At 63.8% G+C, this 26,411-nt stretch carries 24 protein-coding genes; 4 read left to right on the top strand and 20 right to left on the bottom strand.

Annotation, left to right across the window (positions count from 1 at the left end; genetic code table 11):
- Window positions 1-37: 37 nt before the first annotated feature.
- The 9 genes from A3AU_RS0111865 to A3AU_RS0111905 all read right to left on the bottom strand — a co-directional run bounded on the left by A3AU_RS0111865 (window position 38) and on the right by A3AU_RS0111905 (window position 10,159).
- Window positions 38-1,153, bottom strand: coding sequence for a branched-chain amino acid ABC transporter substrate-binding protein (locus A3AU_RS0111865; protein ID WP_027053016.1), 1,116 nt, complete (start codon window positions 1,151-1,153; stop codon window positions 38-40).
- Between the two features lie 137 nt (window positions 1,154-1,290).
- Window positions 1,291-1,638 (bottom strand): DUF6867 family protein, encoded by a 348-nt coding sequence (locus tag A3AU_RS0111870; RefSeq protein ID WP_027053017.1) that lies wholly within the window; start codon window positions 1,636-1,638, stop codon window positions 1,291-1,293.
- Between the two features lie 110 nt (window positions 1,639-1,748).
- On the bottom strand, window positions 1,749-2,477 hold the full coding sequence (locus A3AU_RS0111875; protein ID WP_027053018.1) for an ABC transporter ATP-binding protein: 729 nt from the start codon (window positions 2,475-2,477) through the stop codon (window positions 1,749-1,751).
- Entirely contained in the window at window positions 2,477-4,036 is a 1,560-nt protein-coding gene (locus A3AU_RS0111880; RefSeq protein ID WP_027053019.1) for an ATP-binding cassette domain-containing protein, read from the bottom strand. The genes A3AU_RS0111875 and A3AU_RS0111880 overlap by 1 nt, the downstream gene beginning before the upstream one ends.
- Window positions 4,036-5,631: a high-affinity branched-chain amino acid ABC transporter permease LivM gene (gene livM, locus A3AU_RS0111885; protein WP_027053020.1), complete on the bottom strand. Its 1,596-nt coding sequence runs from the start codon at window positions 5,629-5,631 to the stop codon at window positions 4,036-4,038. The genes A3AU_RS0111880 and livM overlap by 1 nt, the downstream gene beginning before the upstream one ends.
- A 4-nt stretch (window positions 5,632-5,635) precedes the next feature.
- A complete protein-coding gene (locus A3AU_RS0111890; protein WP_027053021.1) occupies window positions 5,636-6,538 on the bottom strand; it encodes a branched-chain amino acid ABC transporter permease in 903 nt (300 codons plus the stop codon).
- A 335-nt stretch (window positions 6,539-6,873) separates the two neighbouring features.
- Window positions 6,874-7,875, bottom strand: coding sequence for a 4-hydroxyproline epimerase (locus A3AU_RS0111895; protein ID WP_027053022.1), 1,002 nt, complete (start codon window positions 7,873-7,875; stop codon window positions 6,874-6,876).
- A 17-nt stretch (window positions 7,876-7,892) separates the two neighbouring features.
- Entirely contained in the window at window positions 7,893-9,209 is a 1,317-nt protein-coding gene (locus tag A3AU_RS0111900) for an NAD(P)/FAD-dependent oxidoreductase (protein WP_027053023.1), read from the bottom strand.
- A gap of 14 nt (window positions 9,210-9,223) precedes the next feature.
- Window positions 9,224-10,159: a dihydrodipicolinate synthase family protein gene (locus A3AU_RS0111905; protein ID WP_027053024.1), complete on the bottom strand. Its 936-nt coding sequence runs from the start codon at window positions 10,157-10,159 to the stop codon at window positions 9,224-9,226.
- Window positions 10,160-10,228: 69 nt separating this feature from the next.
- Between A3AU_RS0111905 and A3AU_RS0111910 the strand changes: the two genes are divergently transcribed.
- Window positions 10,229-10,921 carry a GntR family transcriptional regulator gene (locus A3AU_RS0111910; protein WP_051355344.1) on the top strand — a complete coding sequence of 231 codons (693 nt, stop codon included), beginning with the start codon at window positions 10,229-10,231 and terminating at the stop codon, window positions 10,919-10,921.
- A gap of 144 nt (window positions 10,922-11,065) precedes the next feature.
- Here A3AU_RS0111910 and A3AU_RS0111915 read toward each other — a convergent pair whose 3' ends face one another.
- Window positions 11,066-12,562 carry a CoA-acylating methylmalonate-semialdehyde dehydrogenase gene (locus tag A3AU_RS0111915; protein WP_027053026.1) on the bottom strand — a complete coding sequence of 499 codons (1,497 nt, stop codon included), beginning with the start codon at window positions 12,560-12,562 and terminating at the stop codon, window positions 11,066-11,068.
- Between the two features lie 159 nt (window positions 12,563-12,721).
- Here A3AU_RS0111915 and A3AU_RS0111920 point away from each other — a divergent pair, with 159 nt between their 5' ends.
- Window positions 12,722-13,603 carry a LysR family transcriptional regulator gene (locus tag A3AU_RS0111920; RefSeq protein ID WP_027053027.1) on the top strand — a complete coding sequence of 294 codons (882 nt, stop codon included), beginning with the start codon at window positions 12,722-12,724 and terminating at the stop codon, window positions 13,601-13,603.
- An 8-nt stretch (window positions 13,604-13,611) separates the two neighbouring features.
- Here the strand turns inward: A3AU_RS0111920 and A3AU_RS0111925 are convergent, their stop codons facing one another.
- The gene (locus A3AU_RS0111925) at window positions 13,612-14,187 is read right to left on the bottom strand and encodes a hypothetical protein (protein WP_032917251.1); all 576 of its coding nucleotides are present in this window, start codon (window positions 14,185-14,187) and stop codon (window positions 13,612-13,614) included.
- 202 nt (window positions 14,188-14,389) lie between these two features.
- Between A3AU_RS0111925 and A3AU_RS0111930 the strand changes: the two genes are divergently transcribed.
- Together A3AU_RS0111930 and A3AU_RS0111935 are read left to right on the top strand one after the other, a co-directional pair.
- Complete coding sequence (locus A3AU_RS0111930; protein WP_027053029.1) at window positions 14,390-14,833, top strand: hypothetical protein; 444 nt, start codon at window positions 14,390-14,392, stop codon at window positions 14,831-14,833.
- 17 nt (window positions 14,834-14,850) lie between these two features.
- Complete coding sequence (locus A3AU_RS0111935) at window positions 14,851-16,989, top strand: phospholipase D-like domain-containing protein (RefSeq protein ID WP_081709511.1); 2,139 nt, start codon at window positions 14,851-14,853, stop codon at window positions 16,987-16,989.
- A gap of 22 nt (window positions 16,990-17,011) precedes the next feature.
- On the opposite strand, the gene A3AU_RS0111940 is transcribed toward A3AU_RS0111935, so the two are convergent.
- The 9 genes from A3AU_RS0111940 to rlmH all read right to left on the bottom strand — a co-directional run bounded on the left by A3AU_RS0111940 (window position 17,012) and on the right by rlmH (window position 26,372).
- Complete coding sequence (locus A3AU_RS0111940) at window positions 17,012-18,268, bottom strand: D-amino acid dehydrogenase (RefSeq protein WP_027053031.1); 1,257 nt, start codon at window positions 18,266-18,268, stop codon at window positions 17,012-17,014.
- Between the two features lie 125 nt (window positions 18,269-18,393).
- Window positions 18,394-18,936: a GreA/GreB family elongation factor gene (locus A3AU_RS0111945; RefSeq protein WP_027053032.1), complete on the bottom strand. Its 543-nt coding sequence runs from the start codon at window positions 18,934-18,936 to the stop codon at window positions 18,394-18,396.
- Complete coding sequence (rnk, locus tag A3AU_RS0111950; protein WP_027053033.1) at window positions 18,936-19,373, bottom strand: nucleoside diphosphate kinase regulator; 438 nt, start codon at window positions 19,371-19,373, stop codon at window positions 18,936-18,938. The genes A3AU_RS0111945 and rnk overlap by 1 nt, the downstream gene beginning before the upstream one ends.
- Window positions 19,374-19,643: 270 nt before the next feature.
- Window positions 19,644-20,789, bottom strand: coding sequence for an alanine racemase (alr, locus tag A3AU_RS0111955; RefSeq protein WP_027053034.1), 1,146 nt, complete (start codon window positions 20,787-20,789; stop codon window positions 19,644-19,646).
- 73 nt (window positions 20,790-20,862) lie between these two features.
- Entirely contained in the window at window positions 20,863-21,384 is a 522-nt protein-coding gene (locus A3AU_RS0111960; RefSeq protein WP_027053035.1) for an RNA pyrophosphohydrolase, read from the bottom strand.
- Window positions 21,385-21,633: 249 nt separating this feature from the next.
- Entirely contained in the window at window positions 21,634-22,815 is a 1,182-nt protein-coding gene (locus A3AU_RS0111965) for a divergent polysaccharide deacetylase family protein (protein ID WP_027053036.1), read from the bottom strand.
- A gap of 185 nt (window positions 22,816-23,000) precedes the next feature.
- Complete coding sequence (locus A3AU_RS0111970; protein WP_023777611.1) at window positions 23,001-24,332, bottom strand: S41 family peptidase; 1,332 nt, start codon at window positions 24,330-24,332, stop codon at window positions 23,001-23,003.
- A 1-nt stretch (window position 24,333) separates the two neighbouring features.
- Window positions 24,334-25,680 carry a murein hydrolase activator EnvC family protein gene (locus A3AU_RS0111975; protein WP_027053037.1) on the bottom strand — a complete coding sequence of 449 codons (1,347 nt, stop codon included), beginning with the start codon at window positions 25,678-25,680 and terminating at the stop codon, window positions 24,334-24,336.
- Window positions 25,681-25,889: 209 nt separating this feature from the next.
- The gene (rlmH, locus tag A3AU_RS0111980; protein ID WP_027053038.1) at window positions 25,890-26,372 is read right to left on the bottom strand and encodes a 23S rRNA (pseudouridine(1915)-N(3))-methyltransferase RlmH; all 483 of its coding nucleotides are present in this window, start codon (window positions 26,370-26,372) and stop codon (window positions 25,890-25,892) included.
- Window positions 26,373-26,411: the final 39 nt, after the last annotated feature.

A 26,411-nucleotide genomic window follows, 5' to 3' on the forward strand; every position in this document is an offset into this window, starting at 1 on the left:
CGCCGGGCATCATTGGTCTCATACCTGTCTGAGCGGCTTATTTCGGGAACCAGGAATACTTGCCGTCGTCCTTCTTCTTCCACTCGTACATGATGTAGCCCGGCAGCTTCGGGTCGCCCTTGGCGTCATAGGCGAGATCGCCCAGAACGGTCGGGAACGGGCCGCTTTCATGCATGGCCTTGGCGACGGCCTGCGGGTCGTTCGTCTTGGCGGCGGTGGCTGCCTCGGCGACCACCTGCACGGCGGCGTAAGCGTAGAGCGTGTAGGCTTCCGGCTCGAAGCCCTGCGCACGGAACTTCTCGACGAGTTCCTTGTTGGCCGGGATCAGGCGCGGATCGGGTCCGAACGTGTTGAGCGTACCGGCGACGGCGTCGCCCGCGATCGCGGCGAGTTCGTCGGTGACGATGCCGTCACCCGACATCATCGTTGCCTTGAGGCCCTGGTCCGCGGACTGGCGGATGATCAGGCCGGCTTCGGTGTGCAGGCCACCCCAGTAAATCAGGGTAACGCCGGCTTCCTTCATCTTGGCGATCAGCGCCGAGAAGTCCTTGTCGCCGACATTGATGCCTTCATACATGACCTCCTTGACGCCGGCGGCATTCATCGCCTTCTTGGTTTCGTCGGCGAGGCCCTGGCCATAAGGGGTCTTGTCATGGACGACGGCGACCTTGGCATCCTTGAAATTCGCGGCGATATAGGCGCCGGCGATGCTGCCCTGCTGGTCGTCGCGTCCGCAGGTGCGGAACACGTTCCACAGGCCACGCTCGGTGAACTTCGGGTTGGTCGCGGCCGGCGTGATTTCGACGATGTTGTTTTCAGCGTAGACTTCCGAGGCCGGGATCGACACGCCCGAGTTGAAGTGGCCGATCACGAACTTGACGCCGTCGCCGACGAACTTGTTGGCGACCGAGATACCCTGCTTCGGATCGGAGACGTCGTCGCCGACTTCGAGCTTGATCTGCTCGCCATTGATGCCGCCCTTGGCATTGATCGCGGCAACGGCCGCCTCGGCGCCCTTCTGCAGCTGTGCGCCGAAGGCCGCGTTCGGGCCGGTGATCGGACCGGCGACGCCGAACATTACATCAGCCCACGCGTTGCCGCCGAACGCGACCAGCGCGGTCAGGGCCACGGCGGACAAAAGTGTCTTTTTCATTTAAACGCTCCCATTAACGGAGTGGGCGTGGATGAAGCTTTCATGCGATGCCCACCCTTATCGCAGAAAGCATAGTTTGCCGATTTTCAGGCACTTGTCACGCCGATTCATCCCTGACCCGGCGTTAATGATGAACGTCAACCTTTCGGTTTCCAGCTCAAGATTGAAGCTCTTTCGTAGAGCCAATTATACTGCGTGACCATCTGGTTGGTGCGTGTGTATTGATAGCCGACGAAGCCCAGTATCATCAGCACGATGGTGTCGACGATATAGTATTGTAGCGAGAACATCGTGCCGTCGAACAGCGCGTGATGGATGAAGCGGACGCCGATGCCGAGACCCAGCAGATAGGCAAAAAGCTGGATGAAGCTGCGCCATGTCTGCGCACTGGCCTTGCCGGTCATCCAGGCTGCCCAGCCGCCGAGCAGGCAGGTGACGAAGAAGAACTGCCAGATCGAGGGTTCCTCATAGAGAATGCCCTGCATGATGAAGTCTCCCTAGCATGATCCCGAAAGGTCGCGGACTTTTCGGACAAAGATCATGCGACAAACAAACAAATTGGAACGGAATACCGGATGCACATTCAGCTCCAGACTCAGTGATGCCCGCCTTCGAGATATGCGGCGCGCACTTCGGGATTGGCGAGCAGTTCCTTGCCGGTACCGCTCATCGTCACATTGCCGTTGACCATGACATAGCCGCGCGTGGCGAGCTTCAGCGCGCCGAACGCGTTCTGCTCGACCAGGAACACGGTCAGCCCTTGCGTGCGGTTCAACTCGCGGATGGCGTCGAAGATCTGCTTTACGATCAGCGGCGCCAGCCCCAGCGACGGCTCGTCGAGCAGAAGCAGCTTCGGCCGCGCCATCAGAGCGCGTCCGATCGACAGCATCTGCTGCTCGCCGCCAGACAGCGTGCCGCCGCGCTGGGCGATGCGCTCCTTCAGCCGCGGGAACAGAGTGAATACCTTCTCGACGTCCTCGTCATAGTGCTTGAGGTTATCGAGGCTGGCGCCCATCTGCAGGTTTTCCATCACCGTCATGCGCGGGAAGATGCGCCGGCCTTCGGGCGATTGGGCGATGCGCATGCGCGCGATCTCGTGCGTCGGCAATTGGGTGATGTCTGTGCCGGCGAAGGTGATGGTGCCGGTGCGGGCGCGCGGTGCCCCGAAAATGGTCATCATCAGCGTCGACTTGCCGGCGCCGTTGGCGCCGATAAGCGCCACGATCTCACCCTCCTTGACGGTGACATCGACGCCGTTCAGGGCGCGGATATTGCCGTAGTATGTCTGTACGCCCTTGATATCGAGCAGCGTTGTCCCGGCCATTATTTGCCCCCTCCACGCTTGCCCGACACGGGCTTGGCCGTTGCCTTCCTCGAAGCCGCTTTTGCGCTCTTCGATGTCCCGCTGGCAGCCTTTGCCGAAGCGTGGCTGGTCGCCACCTTGCCCGCGTCGACGCGGCGCGCGAATTCCGTATCCTTGCCCTGGCCGAGCAGCTTGGCCTGCTTGACCCATTCCTCGCGCGCGATGCGCCCGTCAAAGGCCAGATAGGCCTCGGCAGTCTCGACGTCAGCCTTCTTCCAGGCGCCGATCTGGTCGAAATGGAAGATGCCGTGTTCGTTGAGCTTCTTCTCGTTGACCGTGCCGATGCCCTTGATGCGGGTCAAATTGTCGGCCTTGCCGCCACGCGGGGCAGCGAGACGGTTCGAAATGCCTTCGGCCTTTGCGGTGGGCGCCTTTGCCGTGGGTGCCTTGGCGGCGGTTTTCTTCGGCGCCGCTTTCGCCGCGCCCGCCTTCGCGGCTGGCTTGGATGGGGTCGGCGGCACGACAGGCCTGCTGGCCACGGAGGCCGCGCGGGCATCGACCTGCGCCGACTTGGAGGCCCCCTTCGACACGGTGACGCGCTCGCCCTCGCTGTGTCCGACGGTGTCGCTCACCGGTCCGGCCATGTATGACGACGATGTCCCCGGGCCATGCGCGGCATCAGGGCCTATGTCGAGCTGCTCGATAACGTCCTCGTCGCCGACCTCGGTCAGCACGGTCTCGACCTCCTCGTCGTCGACGCCGAGATAGGCGGCGATGACGCGCGGATCGGTGCGCACCGACTGCGGGCTGCCGTCGGAGATCTTGCGGCCATATTCCAGCACCACGACATGGTCGGAGATCTGCATGACCACCGACATGTCATGCTCGATCAGCAGGATCGAGGTGCCAGTGTTGTTCTTGATGTCGATCAGCAGTTCGTTGAGCGCCGCCGATTCCTTCGGATTGAGGCCGGCTGCCGGCTCGTCGAGGCAAAGAAGCTCTGGCCCTGTGCACATGGCGCGCGCGATCTCGAGACGCCGCTGCGCGCCGTAGGGCAGGTCGCCAGCCGGATCGTCGGCGCGGTCAATGAGATCGGCCTTCTCCAGCCAGTGTCTGGCAAGCTCCACCGATTCGGCCGAGGCCTTGCGGTAGCCGCTGAAGCCGAACAGGCCCAGGATCGTATAGCCCGATGCCTTCATCAGCTTGTTGTGCTGAGCGACCAGCAGGTTCTCCAAGAGCGTCATGCCCGAGAACAGGCGGATGTTCTGGAAGGTGCGCGCAACCTTGGCGCGCGCCGGGATCTCATGGTTGGGCAACCGCTCGAGCAGGAAGCTCGAGCCATCATTCCGATTGAGCGTGATCATGCCTTCGGACGGCTTGTAGAAGCCGGTGATGCAGTTGAACACGGTGGTCTTGCCGGCGCCATTGGGGCCGATCAGCGCCGTGATCTCGCCGCGCCTGGCGGCGAAGGACAGATCGCCGATGGCGACCAGACCGCCGAACTTCATCGACAGATGTTCGACCTGCAGTATGGCGTCTTTCATGCCCGGATTGGTCCCCTGAATCGAACTCGCGTTCATCAGCCGTGTCCTTCCTTGGTGAAGGAACCGGAGACAGCCCTTCGCTCTTTCAGGAAAGCGGTCGGTTCGCGACTGCCGACGAAGCCACGTGGCTTCCACAGCATGACGATGACCATGGCCATGCCGAAGAGAAGCATGCGGTAGAGTTCAGGCGTGAAGTCCGGCCCGAAGATCTGCTTGAGGAAGTCGAGTTCGCGCAGCGCCTCGGTGCCGCCGATCATCACCATCGCGGCAACCGCAATGCCTACCAGCGAGCCCATGCCGCCGAGAACGACGATCGCCAGGATGATGGCCGATTCCAGGAAGACGAAGGATTCCGGGCTGACGAAGCCTTGCCGCGCGGCGAAGAAAGAGCCGGCGAACCCCCCGAACATGGCGCCGGTGGCAAAGGCGGTCAGTTTGGTGGTGGTGGTGTTGATGCCGAGCGAGCGACAGGCGATCTCGTCCTCGCGCAAGGCTTCCCATGCACGGCCGACTGGCAGACGGCGCAGCCTGATGGTGACGAAGGCGGTGAGCAGGCAGAGCGCAAGGATGAGGTAATAGAGGAAGATCTTGTAGTAGGCGCCTGACTGGGCAATGCCGAGAACCTTGGCGATGTAATTCGGGTCCGAGACGTTGAACGACATCAGGCCGAAGAAGGAAACCTTCGGAATGCCGGAAATGCCGGCCGAGCCGTTGGTGACATCACGCCAGTTGATCAGCACTAGGCGGATGATCTCGCCGAAAGCCAGCGTCACGATCGCCAGATAGTCGCCGCGCAGGCGTAGCACGGGGAAGCCGAGCAGCACGCCCCAGAGAGCGGCCATCGCGCCGGCGGCGGGCAACAGGATCCAGAAAGACAGGCCGAAATGCGTGGCGAGAAGTGCATACGCATAGGCGCCAAGTGCATAGAAGGCGACGTAGCCGAGGTCGAGCAGGCCAGCGAGGCCGACGACGATGTTCAGCCCCCATGCCAGCATCACATAGATCAGGATCTGGATGCCGAAATTGTCGACCCATTTCAGCGAGCCCTGCAGCCCTCCAGCAATCGACCAGGCGTTCAGCGACAGCACCGCGACCACGAGGATCGGGTACAGCACCAGCGCCGTGATGCCCAATTTCGTGAAGTTGGCATGGATGAAGGCTCGGAAGTAGTAGATCACGCAAGCAAGCACATAGATGACCGCCAGGGCGCGCAGGAATTGCAGATAGCCGGCCGGTTCTGCTCCCACCCATCCGGCGAGCGAGTTGTTCAATGCAAACAGCAGCACCATCGCGACAACAGCCGCGATGAACCACGGCAGCTGGAAGAATCGTGACGCCACGCTGGCCGGCAACAGGCCGGTGGCGACATTGGTTATCTTCTGGTTGGCCATGAAGGGCTGGCCATAGGCGATATAGAGGAAGCGCCCGACAGCCGTGGCGATCACCACGGCGGCGAGCAGGCCCCAGCGCGTCGTCACGACCAGTTCATTGCGCATGTTCTGACCGGTCTTCAGCCCGATGAACAGCACGAACAGGCCAAGCGAGATGGCGCCGGCATAGAACGCTTCCTTAAGCGCGCGTTGGGTGGGGGTGGCGACGGTGTCGCGCTCGGGAGATACGGTGACGGCCATGATCTCAGACCTTTTCGACTTCTGGCCGGCCCAGAATGCCGGAAGGCAGGAAGATCAGCACGATCGCCAGGATCGAGAACGCCGCGACGTCCTTGTAGTCGATCGAGAAATACGCCGACCACATGCTCTCGATGAAACCGATCAACAGCCCGCCGAGCACCGCACCCGGCAGTGAGCCGATGCCGCCGAGCACCGCCGCCGTGAAGGCTTTCACACCAGGTGTGAAGCCGTCGGAGAAGGCAACGACGCCGTAATACATCAGGAACAGCGTGCCGGCGACGGCGGCAAGGGCGGCGCCCATGATGAAGGTGATCGAGATGGTCCGGTCGACGTCGATGCCGAGCAGCGCGGCCATCTTGCGGTCCTGCTCGCAGGCGCGCTGGGCGCGGCCAAGCGAGGTCTTGTTGACCAGGTACCAGAACACCGCCAGCAGCAGCGCGGTGACGATGACGATGATGATCTGCTTCAGCGACACGCTGACACCGTCGATGCTGTAGACCGTCGACACCATCGGCGGGATCGGCTTGTTGCGGGGGCCTTGCGTCACCTGGACGAAATTCGACAGCGCGATCGACATGCCGATGGCGGTGATCAGCGGCGCCAGCCGAAACGAACCGCGCAGCGGCCGATAGGCCACCTTCTCGATCGTCCAGTTGTAGAGGCTGGTGAGCAGCATCGCCACGATCATCATGACCAGCAGCGCGATGACCACGGGCACCGAATAGAACAGCGCGCCGAGGATGAGGAAGACGATCAGCGCCGCGAAGGCGCCCACCATGAAGATATCGCCATGGGCGAAATTGATCATGCCGATGATGCCGTAGACCATCGTGTAGCCGATCGCGATCAGCCCATAGATCGATCCCAGCGTCAGCCCGTTGATAAGCTGCTGGACAAAATACTGCATGTGTACATGGCTCCCCTGGAATGTCGCCCATGCAGACGCATTCCTTTTCGTATTTCCCCTAGTCGTAAAGTTTCGAGGCCGGATTGCAACGTGATTTTTTTGATCGCCCCGCGTGTTCCCGATTCACGTCGTTTCGATCGCCCGTTTTTTGTATTCGACCCCTGGACTATCGCGGACCCTATCATTGGCATAACGCAATGTCTTTGACGATTCGGCCGCATCATGCGCCCCGTTTCGAAGAAACCACCGTCAAGATTAGGTGATAGGACGAATCGTTGCGTTGCTGACATGATTCGCCTTTTCGTCACACTGCTTCCGCAAGGTCAGGATTCTTGCTACTTGACCACGAAACCATGCGCGAACGGATCGCGGTCGTCGATGAAGATCGTGTTCAGTCCGGTCATCCGCGCCCAGCCGCCGATCGAGGGAATGATCGCCGGCTTTCCCGCCAAGGTGACCTCCTTTTCGACCTTGCCCTTGAACAGCGAGCCGATGATCGATTCATGCACGAAGGCGTCGCCGGCCTTGAGCTTGCCCTTGGCATGGAGCTGCGCCATGCGCGCCGAGGTGCCGGTGCCGCACGGCGAGCGGTCGATGGCCTTGTCGCCGTAGAAGACGGCGTTGCGGGCGTCGGCCCCTTCCACCGTCGGCTTGCCGGTCCACAGCATGTGCGACAACCCAGTGATGCCGGGCTTTTCCGGATGCACGAAAGAGTATTTCTCGTTCAGCCGCTGCCGCACCACCGGGCTCCAGGCGATGAAATCGCCGGCGGTATGATCGGCCATGTCGCGAAAGTTCGCCTGCGGCTCGACGATGGCGTAGAAATTGCCGCCATAGGCGACATCGACGGTAAGCTCGCCGAGACCGGGGCATTCGACCGTCAGGCCTTCGGCATAAAGGAACGACGGCACGTTGGTGATGCGCACCTCCTCGACATATTCGCCGACCTGTTTGTACTCGGCGATGACCAGCCCGGCCGGCGTGTCGAGCCTCAGCACACCCGGCGTCTTCGGCTTGATCAGTCCGTGCTCGATGGCCATCGTCACCGTGCCGATGGTGCCGTGCCCGCACATCGGCAGGCAGCCCGAGGTCTCGATGAACAGGATGGCGATATCGCAATCCTCGCGCGTCGGCGGATAGAGGATCGAGCCCGACATCACATCATGGCCGCGCGGCTCGAACATCAGGCCGGTGCGGATCCAGTCATATTCGGCGAGAAAGTGCGCCCGCCGCTCCATCATCGTCGAGCCCTCGAGCAGCGGGCCGCCGCCGGCGACCAGCCGCACCGGGTTGCCGCAGGTGTGGCCGTCGATGCAGAAGAAGGATTTCTTGGCCATGTCGCTCCTCGAAGAATTCAAAAACGTTGCGGGCTGAAGGGGGCCAGATCAACAGGCGGAGTCTGCCCCAGGACGAGTTCCCGGATCAATCGTCCGGTTGCCGCAGCCTGGGTCAGGCCGAGATGGCCGTGACCGAAGGCATAGAGCACCGACGGGCTTGCTGGCGCCTCGCCGATGACAGGCACCGAATCCGGCAGCGAAGGCCGGAATCCCATCCATTCGCGCCCGCCTGTGGGATCGAGCCCCGGCAGGAATGCCTGCGCCTTGAGCAGCAGCGCTTTCGACCTGTCGTAGTTGGGCCGCCGCTCGATGCCGCCGAGCTCGACGGCACCGCCGACGCGCAGGCCCGTCGCGAGCGGCGTGATGACGAAGCCATGACCGGAGAAGATCAGCATCCGCTTCACGTCGAAGGCGCTCTTCGGCAAGGTCGTGTTGTAGCCGCGCTCGGTTTCCAGCGGAATGCGGTCGCCGAGCTGCCGCGCCAGGCGATGCGACCAGGCGCCGGCCGCGACGACGAGACGCTTGGCATGCCTGGTCGTGCCGTCGGCCAGCGTCAGTGTGGCGCCATCCCGATCCGCCGCGACGCGATCGATGCGGGCCATTTCGAAGCGCGCGCCCTTGGCCTCGGCATAGGCCCACACCGCTTTGCCGAGCAGCTTCGGATCGGCGACCGTCTTCCATCCCGGCACGAACGTACCTTTGACGAAGCGCGGCGAAAGGCCGGCTTGCAGCGTCGCCAGTTCCTCGCGCTCGACATGACGGAAGCCGATGCCGAAACGCTCGCGCGCCGCCCAGCCGGATAGTCCAGCGCGAAACTCGGCCTCGCTTTCGTAGAGTTCCAGCGAGCCGTCCTCGCGCAGCATCGGCCGCGTGCCGGAACGATCGAGCAAGCCCATCCACTCCGCTTCGGCGAGCTTCATCATCCCGGCCTGAGCGGCGAGGCTGGCCTCGTATTTTGCCGGCGCGCCGGCGCGCCAGAAGCGGATCAGCCAGGGCAGCAGCTGCGGCAGGTAGGCCGGCGGAATGCTCAGCGGGCCAAGCGGATCGGCCAACCATTTCGGCAGGTTCTTGATCATTCCCTTGTGCGCCAGCGGCAGCACGTCGGAGAAGGCGAAGGCGGCGGCGTTGCCGGAACTCGTCTCTTCGCAGATGCCGGTGCGGTCGAAGACCGTGACATCCAGGCCTGCCTCGGCGAGGAAGGCGGCCGCGCAGATGCCGATGATGCCGCCGCCGATGATGGCGACGCCGCCTTCTCCCTGTTCACGGGGAGAGGGTGCCTCAAGGGCGGATGAGGAGCGGCGCCCCGCTTCCGCCGATCTGGAATCCTGCTGCACGTCTGCTGCTGCCCCTATTCGGCCGCCACCATCTGCTCCGCTGGCCGAGAAGAACTCTCAAACGACGGCAACTTCGGACGCACCGCCAGCGCATCCCGGACGATTGTTTCCACCGCCTTGCGGCGCTCACCCGACAGTGGCTGGCGCGGCATGCGCACGCGGTCATTGGTATCGATTGCCAGCACTTCGGCAAGCTTGATGTTCTGTACCAGATAGGTCGAGACGTCGAGGTCGAGCAGCGGCCTGAACCAGCGGTAGATGGCAAGCGCCTCCTCGCGCCGGCCCTGTTTCATCAGCTGGTAGATGGCGACGGTCTCGCGCGGAAAGGCGGTGACCAGGCCGGCTACCCAGCCGATGGCGCCGACCGACAGCGCCTCGAAGGCGAGATTGTCGACGCCGGTGAACAGATCGTAGCGGTCGCCAAGCCGGTTGATGATCTCGGTCGAGCGCCTGATATCGTCTGAGGATTCCTTGATGGCGACGAAGCGCTTGTCCGATGCCAGCTCCTCCATCTGGTCGACGGTGACGTCGACGCGGTAGGCGAGCCGGTTGGAATAGATCATCACCGGCAGGTCGCCGGCCTCGGCGACCGCGCGCAGCGCCGCAACCGTCTCTTCCTGGTTGGTGTGATAGATCGGGCTCGGAACCACCATCAGCCCATTGGCGCCTTCCTTGGCGGCGCGCCTGGCGATGCTGGCCGCCTCGCGGGTACCCGCTTCATTGACCGTCATCAGTACCGGCTTGCTGCCTGCGACCTTCTGCGCCGTCTTCAGCACCTCGATCTTCTCGTCAGGCGACAGCATCGGCCCCTCGCCGAGCGAACCGCAGACGATGATGCCGTCGCAGCCGGCCTCCATCTGCAGGCTGAAGCAGCGCTCCATTTCGGCATCGTCGAGCCGGTCGTCGGCGGTGAATTTGGTCGTGACGGCGGGGAAAACTCCGGTCCACATGATCATTGCTCCATCTGATATATCAGTCGTATATCTGTTAGGAAACGCGCTGTCAATGCGGAATCTGTTATGATATATTCAGGATATATCAGGAGATCGCCTTTGATATCCATGGAAGCAACCATGACATCCGAGCCGGCGGCGGCCAGGGCCTATCGCGTGCTCGAGCACATGATCGTCACGCTGGAACTGTCGCCGGCGAGTTTCGTCACCGAAGGAGCGCTCATCGATAAGCTGGCGCTCGGCCGCACGCCGGTACGAGAGGCCATCCAGCGGCTGGCCTGGGAAGGGCTGCTCGATGTCAGGCCACGCGCCGGCATCGCGATCGCGCCGCTGCATCCCGGCGACTGGCTGCGCGTGCTCGACGCTCGCCGCGGTGTCGAGGTGGTGCTTGCCCGCTCGGCCGCACGCTTCGTCACCCGCGAGGCCGCCGACCTGTTTCACGAGGCGGCCCTCGCCATGCAGAAGGCGGTCATCTCGGGCAATGTGCTTGCCTTCATCCAGGCCGACAAGGCGCTCGACGAGGCCCTGGCGCTGGCCGCCGACAATCCGTTCGCCGCCCGGCTGGCCGCCCCCTTGCAGACCCACAGCCGTCGCTTCTGGTTCCGCTACAAGGCGGACACGGGTCTCGCCGAGTCCGCCGAGCATCACGTCGCGCTGATCCGCTCGATCCTCGACGGCGATGAAGAGGGGGCCGCCAAGGACGCCAAGCGGCTGATGGCGCTGCTGCGCGGCCATGCGGAGACGGCTGCAACGCGGTAGGCCAAACAAAAAAAGGCGCGACCAACGCCGCGCCTTTTTCAAAAATCTCTGTCGGACTCAATTCATCGTCGGGACGAATTCCGCTCCGTCCCTGATGCCCGCCCGCAGCCGAAGGCGAGGATGCTCAAGCAAGAAACCGTCCGGTCAGTTCATCGTCGGGATGACGAACTCGGCACCGTCCTTGATGCCGGACGGCCAGCGCGAGGTCACCGTCTTGGTCTTGGTGTAGAAGCGGAAGGCATCGGGACCATGCTGGTTGAGGTCGCCGAAGGACGACGCCTTCCAGCCGCCGAACGTGTAATAGGCGATCGGCACCGGGATCGGCACGTTGACGCCGACCATGCCGACCTGGACACGGCTTGCGAAGTCGCGCGCGGCATCGCCGTCGCGGGTGAAGATGGCGACGCCATTGCCCATCTCGTGGTCGTTGGCGAGCTTGATCGCGCTCTCGTAGGTCGGTGCGCGCACCACCGAGAGCACCGGCCCGAAGATCTCTTCCTTGTAGATGCGCATGTCCGCCGTCACATTGTCGAACAGGCAGCCGCCCATATAGTAGCCGTCCTCATAGCCCTGCATCTTGAAGCCGCGGCCGTCGACGACCAGCTTTGCGCCTTCCTTCACGCCGGTGTCGACATAGCCCTTGACCCGCTCCAGCGCCTGCGCCGTCACCAGCGGGCCGAAATCGGCGGCCGAGTCGGTCGACGGGCCGACCTTCAGGCTCTCGACGCGCGGGATCAGCTTTTCCATCAGCCGGTTGGCGGTGTCGTTTCCGACCGGGACGGCCACCGAGATCGCCATGCAACGCTCGCCGGCCGAGCCGTAACCGGCGCCTATCAGCGCGTCGACAGTCTGGTCCATGTCGGCGTCGGGCATGATGATCATGTGGTTCTTGGCGCCGCCGAAGCACTGCACGCGTTTGCCTGCGGCCGTGCCGCGCGAATAGATGTAATGGGCGATCGGCGTCGAGCCGACAAAGCCGACGGCCTTGATGTCGGGATCGTCGAGGATCGCGTCGACGACTTCCTTGTCGCCGTTGACGACGTTGAGGATGCCTGCCGGCAGGCCAGCTTCGAGGAACAATTCGGCGATGCGGATCGGCACGCCCGGGTCACGTTCCGACGGTTTCAGGATGAAGGCATTGCCGCAGGCGATCGCCGGCGCGATCTTCCACAGCGGGATCATCGCCGGGAAATTGAACGGCGTGATGCCGGCGACGACGCCCAGCGGTTGGCGCATCGAATAGACGTCGATGCCAGGGCCGGCGCCATCGGTGAATTCGCCCTTCATCATGTGCGGCGCACCGATACAGACCTCGACCACTTCGAGGCCGCGCTGGATGTCGCCCTTGGCGTCGGCGATCGTCTTGCCGTGCTCGCGCGCCAGGATGTCGGCCAGTTCGTCATAGTCGCGGGCGACCAGTTCGAGGAACTTCATCAGCACGCGCACGCGGCGCTGCGGGTTGGTGGCGGCCCACTTGGGCTGCGCCGCCTTGGCGTTCTCGACAGCCGCGCGCAGTTCCGCCTGCGAGGCCAGCGCCACCGTGCCGCGCACGGAACCGTCCATAGGCTGCATGACGTCCTGCTTGCGGCCGCTGGTGCCGGCGACACGCTTGCCGCCGATGAAATGACCGTATTCGATCATGATATCTCTCCCTGGTTTTGTGATGCTGCATTCTCCGCCTTTGCAGTGGCGAAGGCAACGTGAGGGAGAACGCAACCGTTGTGCGAAAATTAGATATCGATTGACCAGAGAGCATCAATTCTCGCAAATGGCCCGTTACAAGATATCTCCGGGGATTCCATGAATTGGGATGACGTCCGCATCTTCCTCGCCGTCGCGCGTGCCGGCCAGATCCTGGGCGCCGCCAAGCGGCTGGAACTCAACCACGCCACGGTCTCGCGCCGCATCGCAGCGCTCGAAGACGCATTGCGCACAAAACTCTTCCGCCGCCTGACCACCGGCAGCGAACTGACGCCGGCAGGCGAGCGCTTCCTCGACATCGCCGAGCGCATGGAGGGTGACATGATCGCCGCTCGTTCAACCATATCGGGCGAGGGCGATGACGTCTCGGGAACGGTGCGCATCGGTGCGCCGGACGGTTTTGGCGTCGCCTTCCTCGCCAAGCGGCTCGGCGAACTGACGGCACTCCACCGCGAGCTCACCATCCAGCTCGTGCCGGTGCCGCGTTCGTTCTCCCTCTCCCGGCGCGAGGCCGACATTGCCATCACGGTCGAGCGGCCGACGGAGGGCCGGCTGGTGGCGGGAAAGTTGGTCGACTATTCGCTCGGTCTGTTTGCATCGCGTGGCTATGCGGATGCCAATGGTCTGCCCAAGACCGCCCTTGAACTCTCCCAGCATACGCTGATCGGCTATGTGCCGGATCTGATCGTCAGCCCTTCGCTCGACTATGCCGCCGAGTTCAGCCCCGACTGGCGCACCAGTTTCGCCATCTCCTCGGCACTCGGCCAGGCCGAAGCCGTGCGCTCCGGCGCCGGCATCGGCATCCTGCACACTTTCGTCGCCCGCTCGATGCCGGAACTTGTGGCTGTCGATGTGGTGGCGCCCATCCGCCGCGCCTACTGGCTCGTCTACCACGAATCGGTGAGGCCGCTGCGCCGCGTCCAGATCGTCGCCAGCTTCATCACCAAGGCGGTGGAGCGGGAAAGAGGCCTCTTTCTGTAAGGGCTCGGTCAGGGACCATCGAGAACGAAAGAGCTGGCCACCCGTTCGGCTTCACCTCCCAGTGGAGCCCATTTCTGCTTCATTTGCTCGACACTGTCGCCAGTGAGCCCGCAGGTCACCAGGCCGTAATGCGTGCCGCGCAGCGAAAGCACGACCTTGGCGTGGCCAGGGGAACCAGCGTTGCCGTCGTCGATCCGGAAATCCATGTCGGCCATGCGTGCCGGGTAGCCATCCGGGAACCGTATCAACTTATCGCTGCTGAAAACGGCCGAGGTAAAGGCGGCTCCGACCATCTCCTGCCAGGCCTCCACGGACCAGTCCGTTTCGATGAATGCCTTGGGATCGGCCGGCGAACCGGACGCCTGCGGGTCGTAGCGGCCGACCGATACCCGGCAGGTAAGGCCCTGGTCGCCGGACTTGACCTTCAGCCGCATCGTTTCGCCGGAAGGTGGCTCGATGGTCCATCCCTCCGGAAAGGTCAGGGAGAACCCGTTGTCCTGGTCGTGGACGGTCTTGTCGGCGGCATGAGCCGCCGAGGCGCAGAACAAAAGCGCGGCAGCCAGGGGCGGAAAGCCGATATGCATCACCGATCCTCGCAAAATAGCATGGCGAGATCTGCGCCATGATGAAGTCAGGTATGCCGCCGCGACGATAACACGGCAAGGTGACATAGGCCGCCTTTTCCTTGCCACAAAACTTGCAAGTGTGGCATCAGGCATGCGGTCGTCGGCCACAAGGCAGGGCCACCGGGTGGGGACAATCGTTCAGAAAGCTGGCGCGGAAAAAATGCGAGCCGTTCTTGCCATCCTGCCGCTGGTTTTCGTTTCGGCCTGCGCCAACCCATGGACCAAGGTGCCGGAAGCCGAATTGCCCAAGCCGATCCGCTCCGCCATGGCGCGCCCTTCGCCCTTCGTCATCGGCAATTACTGTGGTCCCGGCACCCGCACCGGCGATCTGTCGGCCCGGCCGGTCGACCGCCTGGACGCGGTGTGCCGGACCCATGACGCCTGCTACATTGCCCGCCACAATCATTGCGACTGCGATGGCGCTCTTGTCGCCTCCGCCAGGGCAATCCGAGATGACAAGACAGCACCTCGGAAAATGCGCAACGAGGCGGAACTGCTGATCGCCACTTTCGCTATTCCCGTCTGCAAGGTTTTTCCGCAAGGCTTCATGCCGCCGCGAGATCCGGCGCAGTTGAGCGCCATGAAGGCCGGAGCCAACGGGTGAACCGCCGCGCATCCATCATGCCTGCCCTCATCGGGCTGGCGTTCATTGTCCTTGCCGGTTGTACCGGCACGGGCCGCGATGCCTGCGATCTCCTGCCGGGGCAAGAAGCCTGCGCGCCGCCCTCTCTGTCGGCCAGCACGCCCGGCCCGCAGGCCGCGGCGTCGCAGTTTTTCGGCACTGCCGGCGCCAGCGACTACGAAAGAGGCTTCCTGGCGCTGCTCGCTCACAACCAGCTCGGCGCCATGGATCGCGCCAACGGCACCGGCCCGTTCGGGCGCAACCGGCGCGATGTGCAGAACAGCGACTTCCAGGCGACCTACTCGACGCTGCAGCAACTCGCCGGACCGGTCGCCAGGACGCATCTGCCGCCGGCCAATGGCGGCAGCGGCGAGGGTCGTTTCGATGGCCGCTGGCGGGTGTCGCGGCAGACGCTCTATATCGATGCGGCAGCGCGGCCATCAGCCCCCAAGGCGTTCGATTTCTCCGGCCTGCAGGCACGCAGCACGGAGATCATCGTGCGCCAGGCGGGCGAACAGCCGGCCGACATCGAGGCCACCTGCGACGGTCCCCTGGCGATCCGCGCCTCCGGCGCCTCACGCAGCATCGCCGCCGGCGCGGCGTTCCGCTTTCGCCTTTCGGGCGAGGATGACGCGGTCAGCCTGTTTCCCAGCGATGGTCTGAACCGCTGCACGGCAACAATCCGTTCCAGCCTTGCCCCGAACGGCGCGCCGCTCACCATCCAGCGCGAGGAGACCGCCGATCCGGCACTCGCCAGCTTCGACAGCCGCTACCAGCGCTGTCCGGTCCCCGACAGCGCCGGCCTCGACGCACTCGAGCGCGCCTTCTATGCCAGCCGCTGGCTGTCGCAGACCTGCGCCCTGCCGATCGGCGATCCCAGGCTGCTGCGCAAGTCGCGCGACGGCTTCAACGCCAAGGTCGAGGCGCTGATGGGCGCGCCACTGTCGGACGCGGCAATAGACAAAGGCGATCCGGAACTGCCGCTCGATTTCTCGCACGCGCCGAGGCTGAAGCTGATCTATCTGTCCTCGCTGGAATTCAAGGCGGACTTTTCGGGCCGCATCATCGAACGGCTGATCCGCCATCATGCGGCCCTTGGCACGAAGGTGCGCATCATGGTCACCGATGTGCTGGAACGCGACAAGGACGATGCCATGCTGCACCGGCTGGCGGCTGAGTTCCCTAATGTCCAGCTACAGGAATACCGCTGGCGCGCTGATCACGGCGCGCCGATCGATGAGCAGATTTCCCAATTGCACAAGGTCCTTCACATCAAGATGCTGGCGACGCTGGCGCAGGACCCTGCGCGCTCGCGCGTCATTATCGGCGGCCGCAACATTCATGACGGCTTCCTGTTCCATCAGCCGATCGACCTGTCGCGCGAACCGGACCTCGAGCAATACGGCAAGACCGACGGCTTTTCGCTGAATTATTATTCGAACTGGAGCGACTTCGACATCGAGTTCGCCGACAACGCGACGGTCGAGACCCTCGCCGCGCACCTGTCGACCCTGTGGCTGCGCGACGCCGACACCAATCTGGCGCGTCCCTTCTCCATTCCGGTCCACGGCGATGGCCGGCCCCGAGGCAATGCCCGGCATTTCATTTCAGTGCCCTATGAGGACGACCATGCGCTGGAGGCCTATTTCGTCGAGTTGGTCGACGCCTCCCGGCACCATATCCAGATCGTCAACCCCTATCTCAATCTGACACCGAGCCTCGCCCTGGCCTTTGACCGGGCGCTCGCCCGCGGCGTCAAAATCGACATTGTCGGCCGCATCGACCTCAAGGGCGATATTGGCGGCAAGTTCCTCACCGCGCTCAACAAGCTGTTCGTCGAGAAATATGGCGACCGCATCAACATCCGCGAGTTCAAGGCGCCTGACGTGGTGCTGCATTCCAAGATCATGATGATCGACGAAAGGCTGGTCGCCATCTCCTCGGTCAACCTCAACAACCGCAGTTTCATCCACGATTCGGAGAACGGCATGATGGTGCTCGATCCCGCCTTCTACGTCAGGATGAAGCCGATCTATGACGACTATCTCGCCCACTCGAACCCGGTTCCCACCAACGTGACGATCCCGTGGGCCTACCGGCTGCTGTTCGACGAGACCTGGGTCAGGCAGGCATTCTAGACATGCATCGAGGACGCATCCGTTATTTCAGGTAGCGTTCCTGCGCCAGGGCACGGGCATCGATATCGGGCACGCGGTTCGACATGATGTCGGCCAGCACCTTGGCCGATCCGCAGGCCATGGTCCAGCCAAGCGTTCCATGGCCGGTGTTGAGATAGAGATTGGAAAGCTCGGTGCGACCGATCAGCGGCGGCCCGTCCGGCGTCATCGGCCGCAGCCCGCACCAGAACGTCGCCTCGCGCATGGAGCCGGCGCCCGCAAAGAGATCGCCGACCGAGTGTTCGAGCGTACGGCGCCGCGATTCGTGCAGTCTAAGGTCGAAGCCAGAAATCTCGGCCGTACCGCCGACGCGGATGCGGTCGCCCAGCCGGGTGATCGCCACCTTGTAGGTTTCGTCCATGACGGTCGACACCGGCGCCAGGGCGGCATCCTTGATCGGCACGGTAATTGAATAGCCCTTGACCGGATAGACCGGGATCGACCGTTTCATCCGGCGCATGAAGCCCGCCGAGTAGCTGCCCAGCGCCATCACATAGGCGTCGGAGACCTTGAAGCCCCTGCTGGTGCTGAGGTTGGCGATGCGGTTACGGCTGCGGATGACGCGGTATATCGTCGTGTCGTATTCGAATTTGACGCCGCGCGCCACGCAGAGCGCGGCCAGCTTGTCGGTGAACATCTTGCAGTCACCGGTCTCGTCATGCGGCAGCCGCAGCCCGCCGACGAATTTCCCGCGCACGCCGGCCAGCGCCGGCTCCGCCGCGATGCAGCCGTCCGGGTCGAGGACTTCGTAGGGCACGCCATATTTCTTCAACACCTCGACGTCGCCACCGGTGCCGTCAAGCTGCTTTTGCGTGCGAAACAGCTGCAGCGTGCCCTGGGTCCGCTCGTCATAGCTGATGCCGGTCGCCTCGCGCAGCGCCTTCAGCGTGTCGCGGCTGTATTCGGCCAGCGGCACCATGCGCGACTTGTTGATCGCATAGCGTTCGGCCGTGCAGTTGCGCAGCATCTTGACCAGCCAGGTCCACATATGCGGATCGAAGGCCGGCCGCACCACCAACGGGCCATGCTTCATCAACAGCCATTTGATTGCCTTCAGCGGAATGCCGGGTCCGGCCCAGGGCGAAGCGTATCCTGGCGAAATCTCGCCGGCATTGGCGAAGCTGGTTTCCAGCGCCGGGCCTTTCTGGCGGTCGAGCACCGTCACGTCGTGGCCGGCCTCGGCAAGATAATAGGCCGTCGTCACCCCGATGACGCCACCGCCCAGCACCATGATCTTCATCGTTCACTCCTTGCCGCGCCGGGCGGCCCCAAGGACGCCCGCGGCCGCGACCGCATTTCTCGATTTGCGCATGATCCCAAGTGAAAATCGATGCCGATTTTCGAGAACCATGCGCTGCTGCCCATTCACGCCGCCGAAGGACCGGGGTCGTCGTCTTCTGTCTGCCGCATTCCAGCCGTCACGCCAAGAGGCCGCCAATCGGCCGAGGCGCTGTGGACGAGAGTGAGCCCGTGCGGTCGCCGCCCGTCGGCCCGGTCTTTCCGCCTGACCGCGCTCTGGGCAGCCTCCGGTTGGTAAAGTACGGCCTCGATCAGGATCGACTCTCGCCGGCCATCGGCGTGTTCTATAGAAGCCGTCTGCCCCCGAGCCATGCCAAGCATGCCGAGACCACGCCTGGTCGCGACCGACAGGCTGGAGCCGACCGGCCCGCGCGCCTCGTTCTGCACCAGGGTACGCGTCTCGGCCTGACCGGCATCGATGCTGAACACCACCCTGCTGTTCAGCGTAACGATATCGGGGCCGACCGTATCGATCGAGACCACATCGGCGCTTGAAAGCTTGTGTTCCAGCATGTCCACGATCGGATCGGCGAAGGCCCGCCGGCGCTCCAGCATGACTTCGAGGACAGCGCGGTCCTTGGTTGTCAGGCAGCAATTTGGGTTCATCATCACCGCCTCCACGATCCGCGCAGCCGCGGTTCGGCAGCTGGCGTGTCGACGGCTTCGACGGTAACCGACAGTTCACGGCCGTCACGACTGCTCCAGCACACCGCCTGCCCTATCGCCGCTCCGATGAGCGCCGTTCCCATCGGCGTCAGCACCGAAATCCTGTTTTCGGCAATGTCGGCTTCGCCGGGATAGACCAGCGTGATGCGCTGGGTATCGCCGCCTTCGGCGCGGACCGTCACGATCGAACCCATACGCACCACGTCGGCCGGCATCGCCGCAGCGTCCGTGACGGTAGCCCGGTCCATTTCCGAAAGCAGTTCTTCGGCCGTCTCGGGGGCACGGTCTAGCAAGGCTCTCGCCAGGCCGGTCAACCTGTCATGGTCGGTGTCGCTGATCAGAATCCGGCTGCTTGGACGCAGTCCCGTTGCATGTTGCATGGCAAACCTCATGGATCGGCGCATCGAACGAATGCGCGCTTGCCGCCGCACTGGCGGCGTTACGAAAAGCCGGCAGCGGCGAAAGGCTGGACGGCTTGATGGAGACTGGATGTATGGATGCCCCGATACGAACGGACGCCGACAGGCGGCCGCGCCGGGGCTACGATCCCGCGATCGGGCAGACCCTGAACAAGGTTCTGGTATAAGCGAGGTTGCTCATGCCCCGAACCTTGCCGACAGGCGCCCGCTTGTCAAGCGCGGCCAAACCGCTCAACCGCCGACATAGTGCCGGTGAAAGCGCGGGCCGAGACTGGCCAGGATTTCATAGCCGATGGTGCCAGCATGGCCGGCGGCATCGTCGACGCTTTGCGAGGGACCCAGCAACTCGACGAGATCACCTTCGCGCAGCCTGCCGGGCGGCAGGGCGGACACGTCGAGAATGATCGAATCCATCGACACGCGCCCGAGGAAAGGCAGGCGCACGCCCTCGAACCAGGCCGCCGAAGCGGAGCGGCGCAGCCAACCATCCGCGTAGCCGAACGAGATCGTCGCCAGGCTCAGCGGACCGTCCGCATGATAAGTGTGGCCATAGCCGATGCCCGTGCCCTTCTCGACATGACGGGTCTGCGCCACCTTGGCCTGCAACCGTACGACAGGCAGCATCGGATTGGGCTCGCCGGGCGTCGGGTTGATGCCGTAGAGCGCGGCGCCGGGACGAGCGAGGTCGTGGTGATAGGACGGCCCGAGAAAGATGCCGGACGAATTGGCGAGCGAGGCGCGCGCCCTTGGCAGCATGGTGCGCAGCCGCTCGAAAGCCAGCCGCTGTTGTTCGTTGGCCGGATGGCGCGGCTCGTCGGCGCAGGCGAGATGGCTCATCACGTATCTGACATCGATGCCATCGAACGCGCTGGCATCCCCCGCGACGGTCTCGATTTCGGCAGGCGCCATGCCGAGCCGCGACATGCCGCTGTCGACCTGGATGGCGGCCGGCAGCCGACGGCCGGCGGCATGCGCCGCCGCGCGCCAGGCATGTAGTTGCGCGCCACTGTTGACGACCGCGCAGAGATCAGCCGTCACCGCTTCCGGCTCGGAGCCCGGCGGCAGCCCGTTCAGCACGTAGATGTCTGGTCGGCTCCCGATCGCCTTGCGCAGCGCGATGCCTTCGGCCAGCAGCGCGACGAAGAAGATGCCGCAGCCTTCCCGGGTCAAGGCCGATGCCACCTGCGCTGCGCCGAGACCGTAGCCATTGCCCTTGACCACGCCGGCGCAGCGCACGCCGGCCAGCCGCGCCTTCAGCCGCCGGTAGTTCTCGCGGATCGCGCCCAAATCGATGGTCAGGATTGCGCCAGCCGCCGCTTCGCCGACCGGCCAATCGGCGACAGTGTCCGCGGCAGCCCGGTTGACGGTGTCGTTCATGGCGACCCTCGTTGCATCAGCCATCAATAAGACCACCGCATGGGTGCGGCAACCTCGACGAGAGTTTTCGCGACTATCGCGCCAGATGGCTGAACGCCGCCACCACCTCTTCATAGACCTTGCGCTTGAACGGCACGATCAGGTCGGGCAGGTCCCGCATCGGCCGCCACGACCATTCGTCGAATTCGGCGGTGTGGCCGCCGGGAGGCGGATTGATCTGGATCTCGCTGACATCGCCGTGGAAGCGGAAGGCGAACCACTTCTGTGTCTGGCCGCGATATCTGCCCTTGAGGGCAATGCCGACGAGATCGTCCGGTAGATCATAGTTGATCCAATGCGGCGCCTCGGCGAGCAGCGAGACGCTGCGCATGCCGGTCTCCTCATAGAGCTCGCGCTCGGCCGCCGGCAGCGGCTCTTCGCCCTTGTCGATGCCGCCTTGCGGCATCTGCCAGAGCTGCGTCGTACCGGCGAATTCGCTGTCGGGTTCGGCGATGCGATGCCCGATCCAGACCAGGCCCTCGCCATTGAGGATCATCAGCCCGACACAGGGACGATAGGGCAGCGTTTCCCGGTCGATTTTTTTGGCCATAGGCAAGATTTCCAGCCGTTTTGAGAATTCGTTCTGGTGAGGCAGGTGGCGAGCGGTTTCGAGAACCGGAGCGGAGCGTACTTTAAAGTACGTGAGCAGCGTATGACCCCGAAAATCGAAACCGATTTTCGGAAAGGATCATACGCAAATCAAAAAAGCTACAGCGTCCTTTGCGCATCCAAAGGATGCGCGGCGCTGTAGTAGCGCAGAAAACGTCGCCAGATGCCCACCGGAGTAGAATTATCAAGACGGCTGTTAGCCTTTCTGCGGATCGATGGCCACCGCCGAAATCGGCACGATCTCGATGCCGCGCTTCTTGGCCTCGGCAATCCAGGACGAGACGGTGTCGACGGTCAGATCAAAGGCCGAGCCGATACCGACGGCTGTGCCCTTGGCGCGCGCGGTGGCTTCGAGACTGTCGAGTTTCTTGAGGATGGCGCCGCGATCCTGCACCGCGTCGATCGCCGTGTCGCCGGCGACGAAGGGCACGCCGTCCTTGAGCGCCATGTCCGATGCCAGGCTGCGCGCCGACGAACCGTCGTCGACATAGGCGAGCCCCCTTTTGCCGAGCTCGGCCATGAACGGTCCCATCGCCCCGGCGTCGGCGGAAAAGCGCGCGCCCATATAGTTCATGACGCCGGTGTAGTTCGTCGTCCTCGACAGCGCCCAATGCAAGCTTTTCAGGTTCTCGTCCGCGCTCGCCGCCACCGTCAGCGTGTTGCGGCCGGGGTTGACGTTGGGATAATCGAACGGTTCGAGCGGCACTTGCATGACGATCTCGTGGCCGCTCTGCCTGGCGGCCTGCATCCAGCGGCCGATGCTATTGCCTTGCGGCGCGAAGGCCAGCGTCACTTCCGCCGGCAGCTTGGCAATCGCGGCTTGCGTGCCGGTCTGCGAGACGGCGAGCCCGCCGATAACGATCGCCACCCGCGCCCCGCGCGCGCCGGACCAGGGCCGCGCATAGACATCGAACGGCCGCCTGCCATCGGCCGCGCGCATCGGCAACGGCCCGGTGTCGCTGGCTTCGATCAACGCCTTGTCGGGAAGATGCGCGATCTTCAGGTTCTGCCCGATGCTCGACGGGTCTCGAATGACGATGGCCGCCTGCGGCGGGCCTTCGCCCTCTTCCTTCTGCACATGGATGATCTGCGGACCACCGGCCTTGGTTGGCGTTTCGACCTTTGGCGCCGTGACAGGAGCCAAGGCGGATGGCGCCGCGGCGGGCTCGGCCGCCGCCGTCACCTTCGGCGTCGAAACGGCGACTTCTTGTGGCTTGCGAAACGGCTTTTCCCGGAGCGCTATCGCGGCTGAAACACCAACCACCGCCAGCACGACGACGCTCGCCGCGACAATGCCTGTGCTGATTTTGCCAGCGGCGCGCGGCGCCCGGACGGTCTGTCCAAGCGGGCGTTCGATGTCCTTGCCGATATCAGCCAAGCCCTGTCCCCGGAGCGCATGGTTCCGAAGGCAAACCCTTCGGCGACATGCGCGAATTTATCAATCCTGGCGCAGCTGGCGCCGTATCTGGAAGCCTCGCCTTGCCTCCCCGAATCAAACTGCCGGAACCTTTCGGTCCCGGCAGCATCGCATTGCTTCGTTCAACCGGCCAGACTGTTGCCGGCTTACTGGTTGAGCACGGCCTTTTCCGGATTGGGCGGGAAGGCCGGATCGGTTTTCTGTCCGCGCAGCAGCTGCTCGGCGTAGATCAGCTGCAGGTCGTCCTTCGGATCCGGCGGCACATAGGCTGCCGAGCCCGAGCCGGTCTTGCTCTCGTCGGCGCCCTTGATGTGGCCCTTGAGATCGGATTCGCCGCGCGTCAGATCCCTGCCTTGCAGTTCCGGCGGCAGCGGCTGGTCGACCTTGATGTCGGGCGTGATGCCCTTGCCCTGGATCGACTTGCCGGACGGCGTGTAGTAGAGCGCCGTCGTCAGCCGGAGCGCGCCATTCTCGCCGAGCGGAATGATGGTCTGCACCGAACCCTTGCCGAAGGACTGCGTGCCGACCACCGTGACGCGGCGCAGGTCCTGCAGCGCGCCGGCGACGATCTCGGAAGCGCTGGCCGAGCCGCCATTGACGAGCACGATCATCGGCTTGCCGTTGATGTCGTCGGTCTGCTTCGGCTTGGCGTCGAAACGCGTGACGTCCTTCGGATCGCGGCCACGCGTCGAGACGATCTCGCCGCGCTTCAGGAACGCATCCGACACGCTCACCGCCTGGTCGAGCAGACCGCCCGGATTGAGGCGCAGATCGAGCACATAGCCCTTCAGCTTGTCGTCCGGCACCTGCTTCTTGATGGTGTCGATGGCGTTCTCGAGATCGTCATAGGTCTTTTCGGTGAAGGAGGTGATCTTCATGTAGCCGATGTCGTTCTCGACCCGGAACTTGACCGCCTTGACCTTGATGATGTCGCGCACCACCGTCAGTTCGATCGGCTTGTCGGCGCCCTGGCGCAGGATGGTGAGCTTGATCGGCGTGTTGACCAGGCCGCGCATCTTGTCGACTGCGTCGTTGAGCGTCAGGCCGCGAACCTCTTCACCATCGATTTTCGCAATATAGTCGCCGGCCAGCACACCGGCCTTGGCGGCGGGCGTGTCGTCGATAGGCGTGATCACCTTGACCAGATCGTTCTCCATGGTGACCTCGATGCCGAGGCCGCCGAACTCACCCTTGGTCTGCACGCGCATGTCCTGCGCCTGTTCGGCATTCATGTAGGAGGAGTGCGGATCCAGCGACGAAAGCATGCCGTTGATGGCGTTCTCGACCAGCGACTTGTCGTCGGGCGGCGTGACATATTGTGCCCGCACCCGCTCGAAGATGTCGCCGAATATCGCCAACTGCTTGTAGGTCTCCGATCCTGCAGCGTTCGCCGACGAGCCAGGAGCGCCATAGACAAGGCTCATGGCGGATGCGCCCATCAGCGCACCGGCAAACAGAAGCGACAGTTTCCGCATCATTTCACGTCCTTCCAGAAAAACGGTCCGCCCACCATGGGGCCGGATCGACGGGTTTTCCATCCTTGCGGAACTCGACATAGAGTTCCGGCGTGGCATTTCCATTCTTCGAAACCGAGGTGCTTGCCACCCGGGCCTCTCCCATCGCGCCGACCGGCTCTCCTGCGAGCACCGACTGGCCGGTCACGACGCTGATTCTGCTCATCCCCGCCAGAACGACATGATAGCCGTCCCCGGCATTGAGGATCAAGAGTTGACCATAGGAGCGAAACGGCCCCGCATAAAGCACATTCCCATCCGCCGGTGCGGTGACGATGGCTCCCGATTGTGTCGCAAGCATGTCTCCAAGCATCACCGCGCCGTTACCGTCATCGGCGCCAAACCGGCGTTTGATGCGGCCGGTGACCGGCAGCGCGATCTGCCCCTGCAGCGCCGAAAAGGGCGCCGCGGCGGTGAGTTGGTTGCCTTCGGGGACCGGCAGCGATGCCGTCTTGTCGTCGCCCGCACTGCTGGCGCCGGCTGCCTTGGCGGCATCCGCGGCCTTGCGGGTCTTGTCGGCTTGCGCTTCGAGCGAGGCGATCAGGTCCTTCAGGCTGGAGGCCTTGGCCGCCAATTGCTCGGAACGCTGCCGTTCGGCCGTCATCTGCGCCTGCGTGTCGGCCTCGAGCTTCTGCTTGGCCTCCAGCAGCATGCCGAGCCGCTTCTTTTCGGCCGTCTGGTCGCCGACCGCCTCCGTCAGCCGCGCCCGCTCGGCCTCGATCGAGGCCGTCACCCGGGTCTGTTCCTTGAGGTCGGCCAGCAGGCTATCGGTCTGCTGGCGCAATTCCGGCACCACGGCGCCGAGCAGGATGGCGCTGCGCACCGAAGACAGCGCGTCCTCCGGCTTGACCAGGATCGCCGGCGGTGGATTGAGACCCATGCGCTGCAGCGCGCCCAGCACTTCGGCCAGCACGTCACGCCGCGCCATGAGCGAGGCGCGGATCTTCTGCTGCTGGCCCTTCAGCCCTTCCAGCTTGGCGCCGATATCCTCGATGTCCTGGCCAAGCTTCTGCTCGGTCATCGCCGACTGGATCAACGCCGCAGTGATCGAGGCGTGGTCCTTCTTGACCGCGGCGATATCGGCGGCGAGCTTGGCCAGCCGTTCCGACGACAGCGTGATCTCCTTGGAAACCTGTTCGTACTCTGCGCGGCTCTGGTCCGGATCGGGCGCCATGTCGAGCGTGTTCTCGGCCCGCGCCGCATGGAACGACAAAAGCATCGCGGCCGCGGCGATGCCGCAGCGCGCGCGGCCGAAGCGCCCGGTTGATGAGCCCGTTGTTGAGCCCGGTGTCGATTTCCAGCCTTCAGACATTCGCGATCTATACTATCCGCGGCTTCGTTAACGAATCATCAACCATGTTTGACGAGCCCGCCCCCCGGAGGCGTGCCGCCCAAAAGTGGTCCCGGTTCTTTGGAAAACGACATACACAGAAACCAAGGATCTTCGATCTTGCGCGGCATTGGGGCGGAAATCCAGGCGGCAGGCGCGAATCACAATCGGCGACAACTGTAGCGGCAGGCTCACGAGCGATGATAGGGATGGCCGGACAGGATCGTCGCCACTCGGTAGAGCTGCTCCCCAAGCATCACCCGCACCAGTTGATGCGGCCAGGTCAGGGCACCGAACGACAGCACCAGATCGGCCTGGTCGCGCAGCGACGGATCGTGGCCGTCGGCGCCGCCTATGGCCAGCACCAGCGCCTTGCGCCCGCCGTCGCGCAACTGTCCGATGCGATTGGCGAAATCCGGCGAGGAAAGGCTCTTGCCGCGCTCGTCGAGCAGGACAAGGGCCGTGCCCGGCTGCAACTGCGCCTGCAGCCTGGAGGCTTCGTCGCGCTGGCGTTCGGCGGCGCTCTGCGACCGGCCCTCGGCGATCTCGGTGATCCCGGCGAATTCGAGCCCGACCGCTGGCCCGCTCTTGGCGAAGCGCTCGAAATAGCGGTCGGCCAACTCCCGCTCGGGGCCGGTTTTCATTCGGCCCACGGCATGAACTGAAATCTTCATCCCGCCTCTATAAGCCGTTAGTGCATGTCACCCAAAGGT

The sequence above is a fragment of the Mesorhizobium erdmanii USDA 3471 genome, assembly GCF_000472705.1.
Lineage (GTDB): Bacteria > Pseudomonadota > Alphaproteobacteria > Rhizobiales > Rhizobiaceae > Mesorhizobium > Mesorhizobium erdmanii.

Bases quoted from the DNA above. Each gene is read 5' to 3' on its own strand.
- A3AU_RS0111895 (WP_027053022.1), bottom strand. From the start codon at position 7,875: ATGGCCAAGAAATCCTTCTTCTGCATCGACGGCCACACCTGCGGCAAC.
- livM (WP_027053020.1), bottom strand. From the start codon at position 5,631: ATGGCCGTCACCGTATCTCCCGAGCGCGACACCGTCGCCACCCCCACC.
- A3AU_RS0111935 (WP_081709511.1), top strand. From the start codon at position 14,851: ATGCCTGCCCTCATCGGGCTGGCGTTCATTGTCCTTGCCGGTTGTACC.
- A3AU_RS0111945 (WP_027053032.1), bottom strand. From the start codon at position 18,936: ATGATGAACCCAAATTGCTGCCTGACAACCAAGGACCGCGCTGTCCTC.
- A3AU_RS0111870 (WP_027053017.1), bottom strand. From the start codon at position 1,638: ATGCAGGGCATTCTCTATGAGGAACCCTCGATCTGGCAGTTCTTCTTC.
- rlmH (WP_027053038.1), bottom strand. From the start codon at position 26,372: ATGAAGATTTCAGTTCATGCCGTGGGCCGAATGAAAACCGGCCCCGAG.
- A3AU_RS0111875 (WP_027053018.1), bottom strand. From the start codon at position 2,477: ATGGCCGGGACAACGCTGCTCGATATCAAGGGCGTACAGACATACTAC.
- A3AU_RS0111970 (WP_023777611.1), bottom strand. From the start codon at position 24,332: ATGATGCGGAAACTGTCGCTTCTGTTTGCCGGTGCGCTGATGGGCGCA.
- A3AU_RS0111915 (WP_027053026.1), bottom strand. From the start codon at position 12,562: ATGATCGAATACGGTCATTTCATCGGCGGCAAGCGTGTCGCCGGCACC.
- A3AU_RS0111920 (WP_027053027.1), top strand. From the start codon at position 12,722: ATGAATTGGGATGACGTCCGCATCTTCCTCGCCGTCGCGCGTGCCGGC.
- alr (WP_027053034.1), bottom strand. From the start codon at position 20,789: ATGAACGACACCGTCAACCGGGCTGCCGCGGACACTGTCGCCGATTGG.
- A3AU_RS0111890 (WP_027053021.1), bottom strand. From the start codon at position 6,538: ATGCAGTATTTTGTCCAGCAGCTTATCAACGGGCTGACGCTGGGATCG.
- A3AU_RS0111975 (WP_027053037.1), bottom strand. From the start codon at position 25,680: ATGTCTGAAGGCTGGAAATCGACACCGGGCTCAACAACGGGCTCATCA.
- A3AU_RS0111910 (WP_051355344.1), top strand. From the start codon at position 10,229: ATGATATATTCAGGATATATCAGGAGATCGCCTTTGATATCCATGGAA.
- A3AU_RS0111865 (WP_027053016.1), bottom strand. From the start codon at position 1,153: ATGAAAAAGACACTTTTGTCCGCCGTGGCCCTGACCGCGCTGGTCGCG.
- A3AU_RS0111905 (WP_027053024.1), bottom strand. From the start codon at position 10,159: ATGTGGACCGGAGTTTTCCCCGCCGTCACGACCAAATTCACCGCCGAC.
- rnk (WP_027053033.1), bottom strand. From the start codon at position 19,373: ATGCAACATGCAACGGGACTGCGTCCAAGCAGCCGGATTCTGATCAGC.
- A3AU_RS0111930 (WP_027053029.1), top strand. From the start codon at position 14,390: ATGCGAGCCGTTCTTGCCATCCTGCCGCTGGTTTTCGTTTCGGCCTGC.
- A3AU_RS0111880 (WP_027053019.1), bottom strand. From the start codon at position 4,036: ATGAACGCGAGTTCGATTCAGGGGACCAATCCGGGCATGAAAGACGCC.
- A3AU_RS0111925 (WP_032917251.1), bottom strand. From the start codon at position 14,187: ATGCATATCGGCTTTCCGCCCCTGGCTGCCGCGCTTTTGTTCTGCGCC.
- A3AU_RS0111940 (WP_027053031.1), bottom strand. From the start codon at position 18,268: ATGAAGATCATGGTGCTGGGCGGTGGCGTCATCGGGGTGACGACGGCC.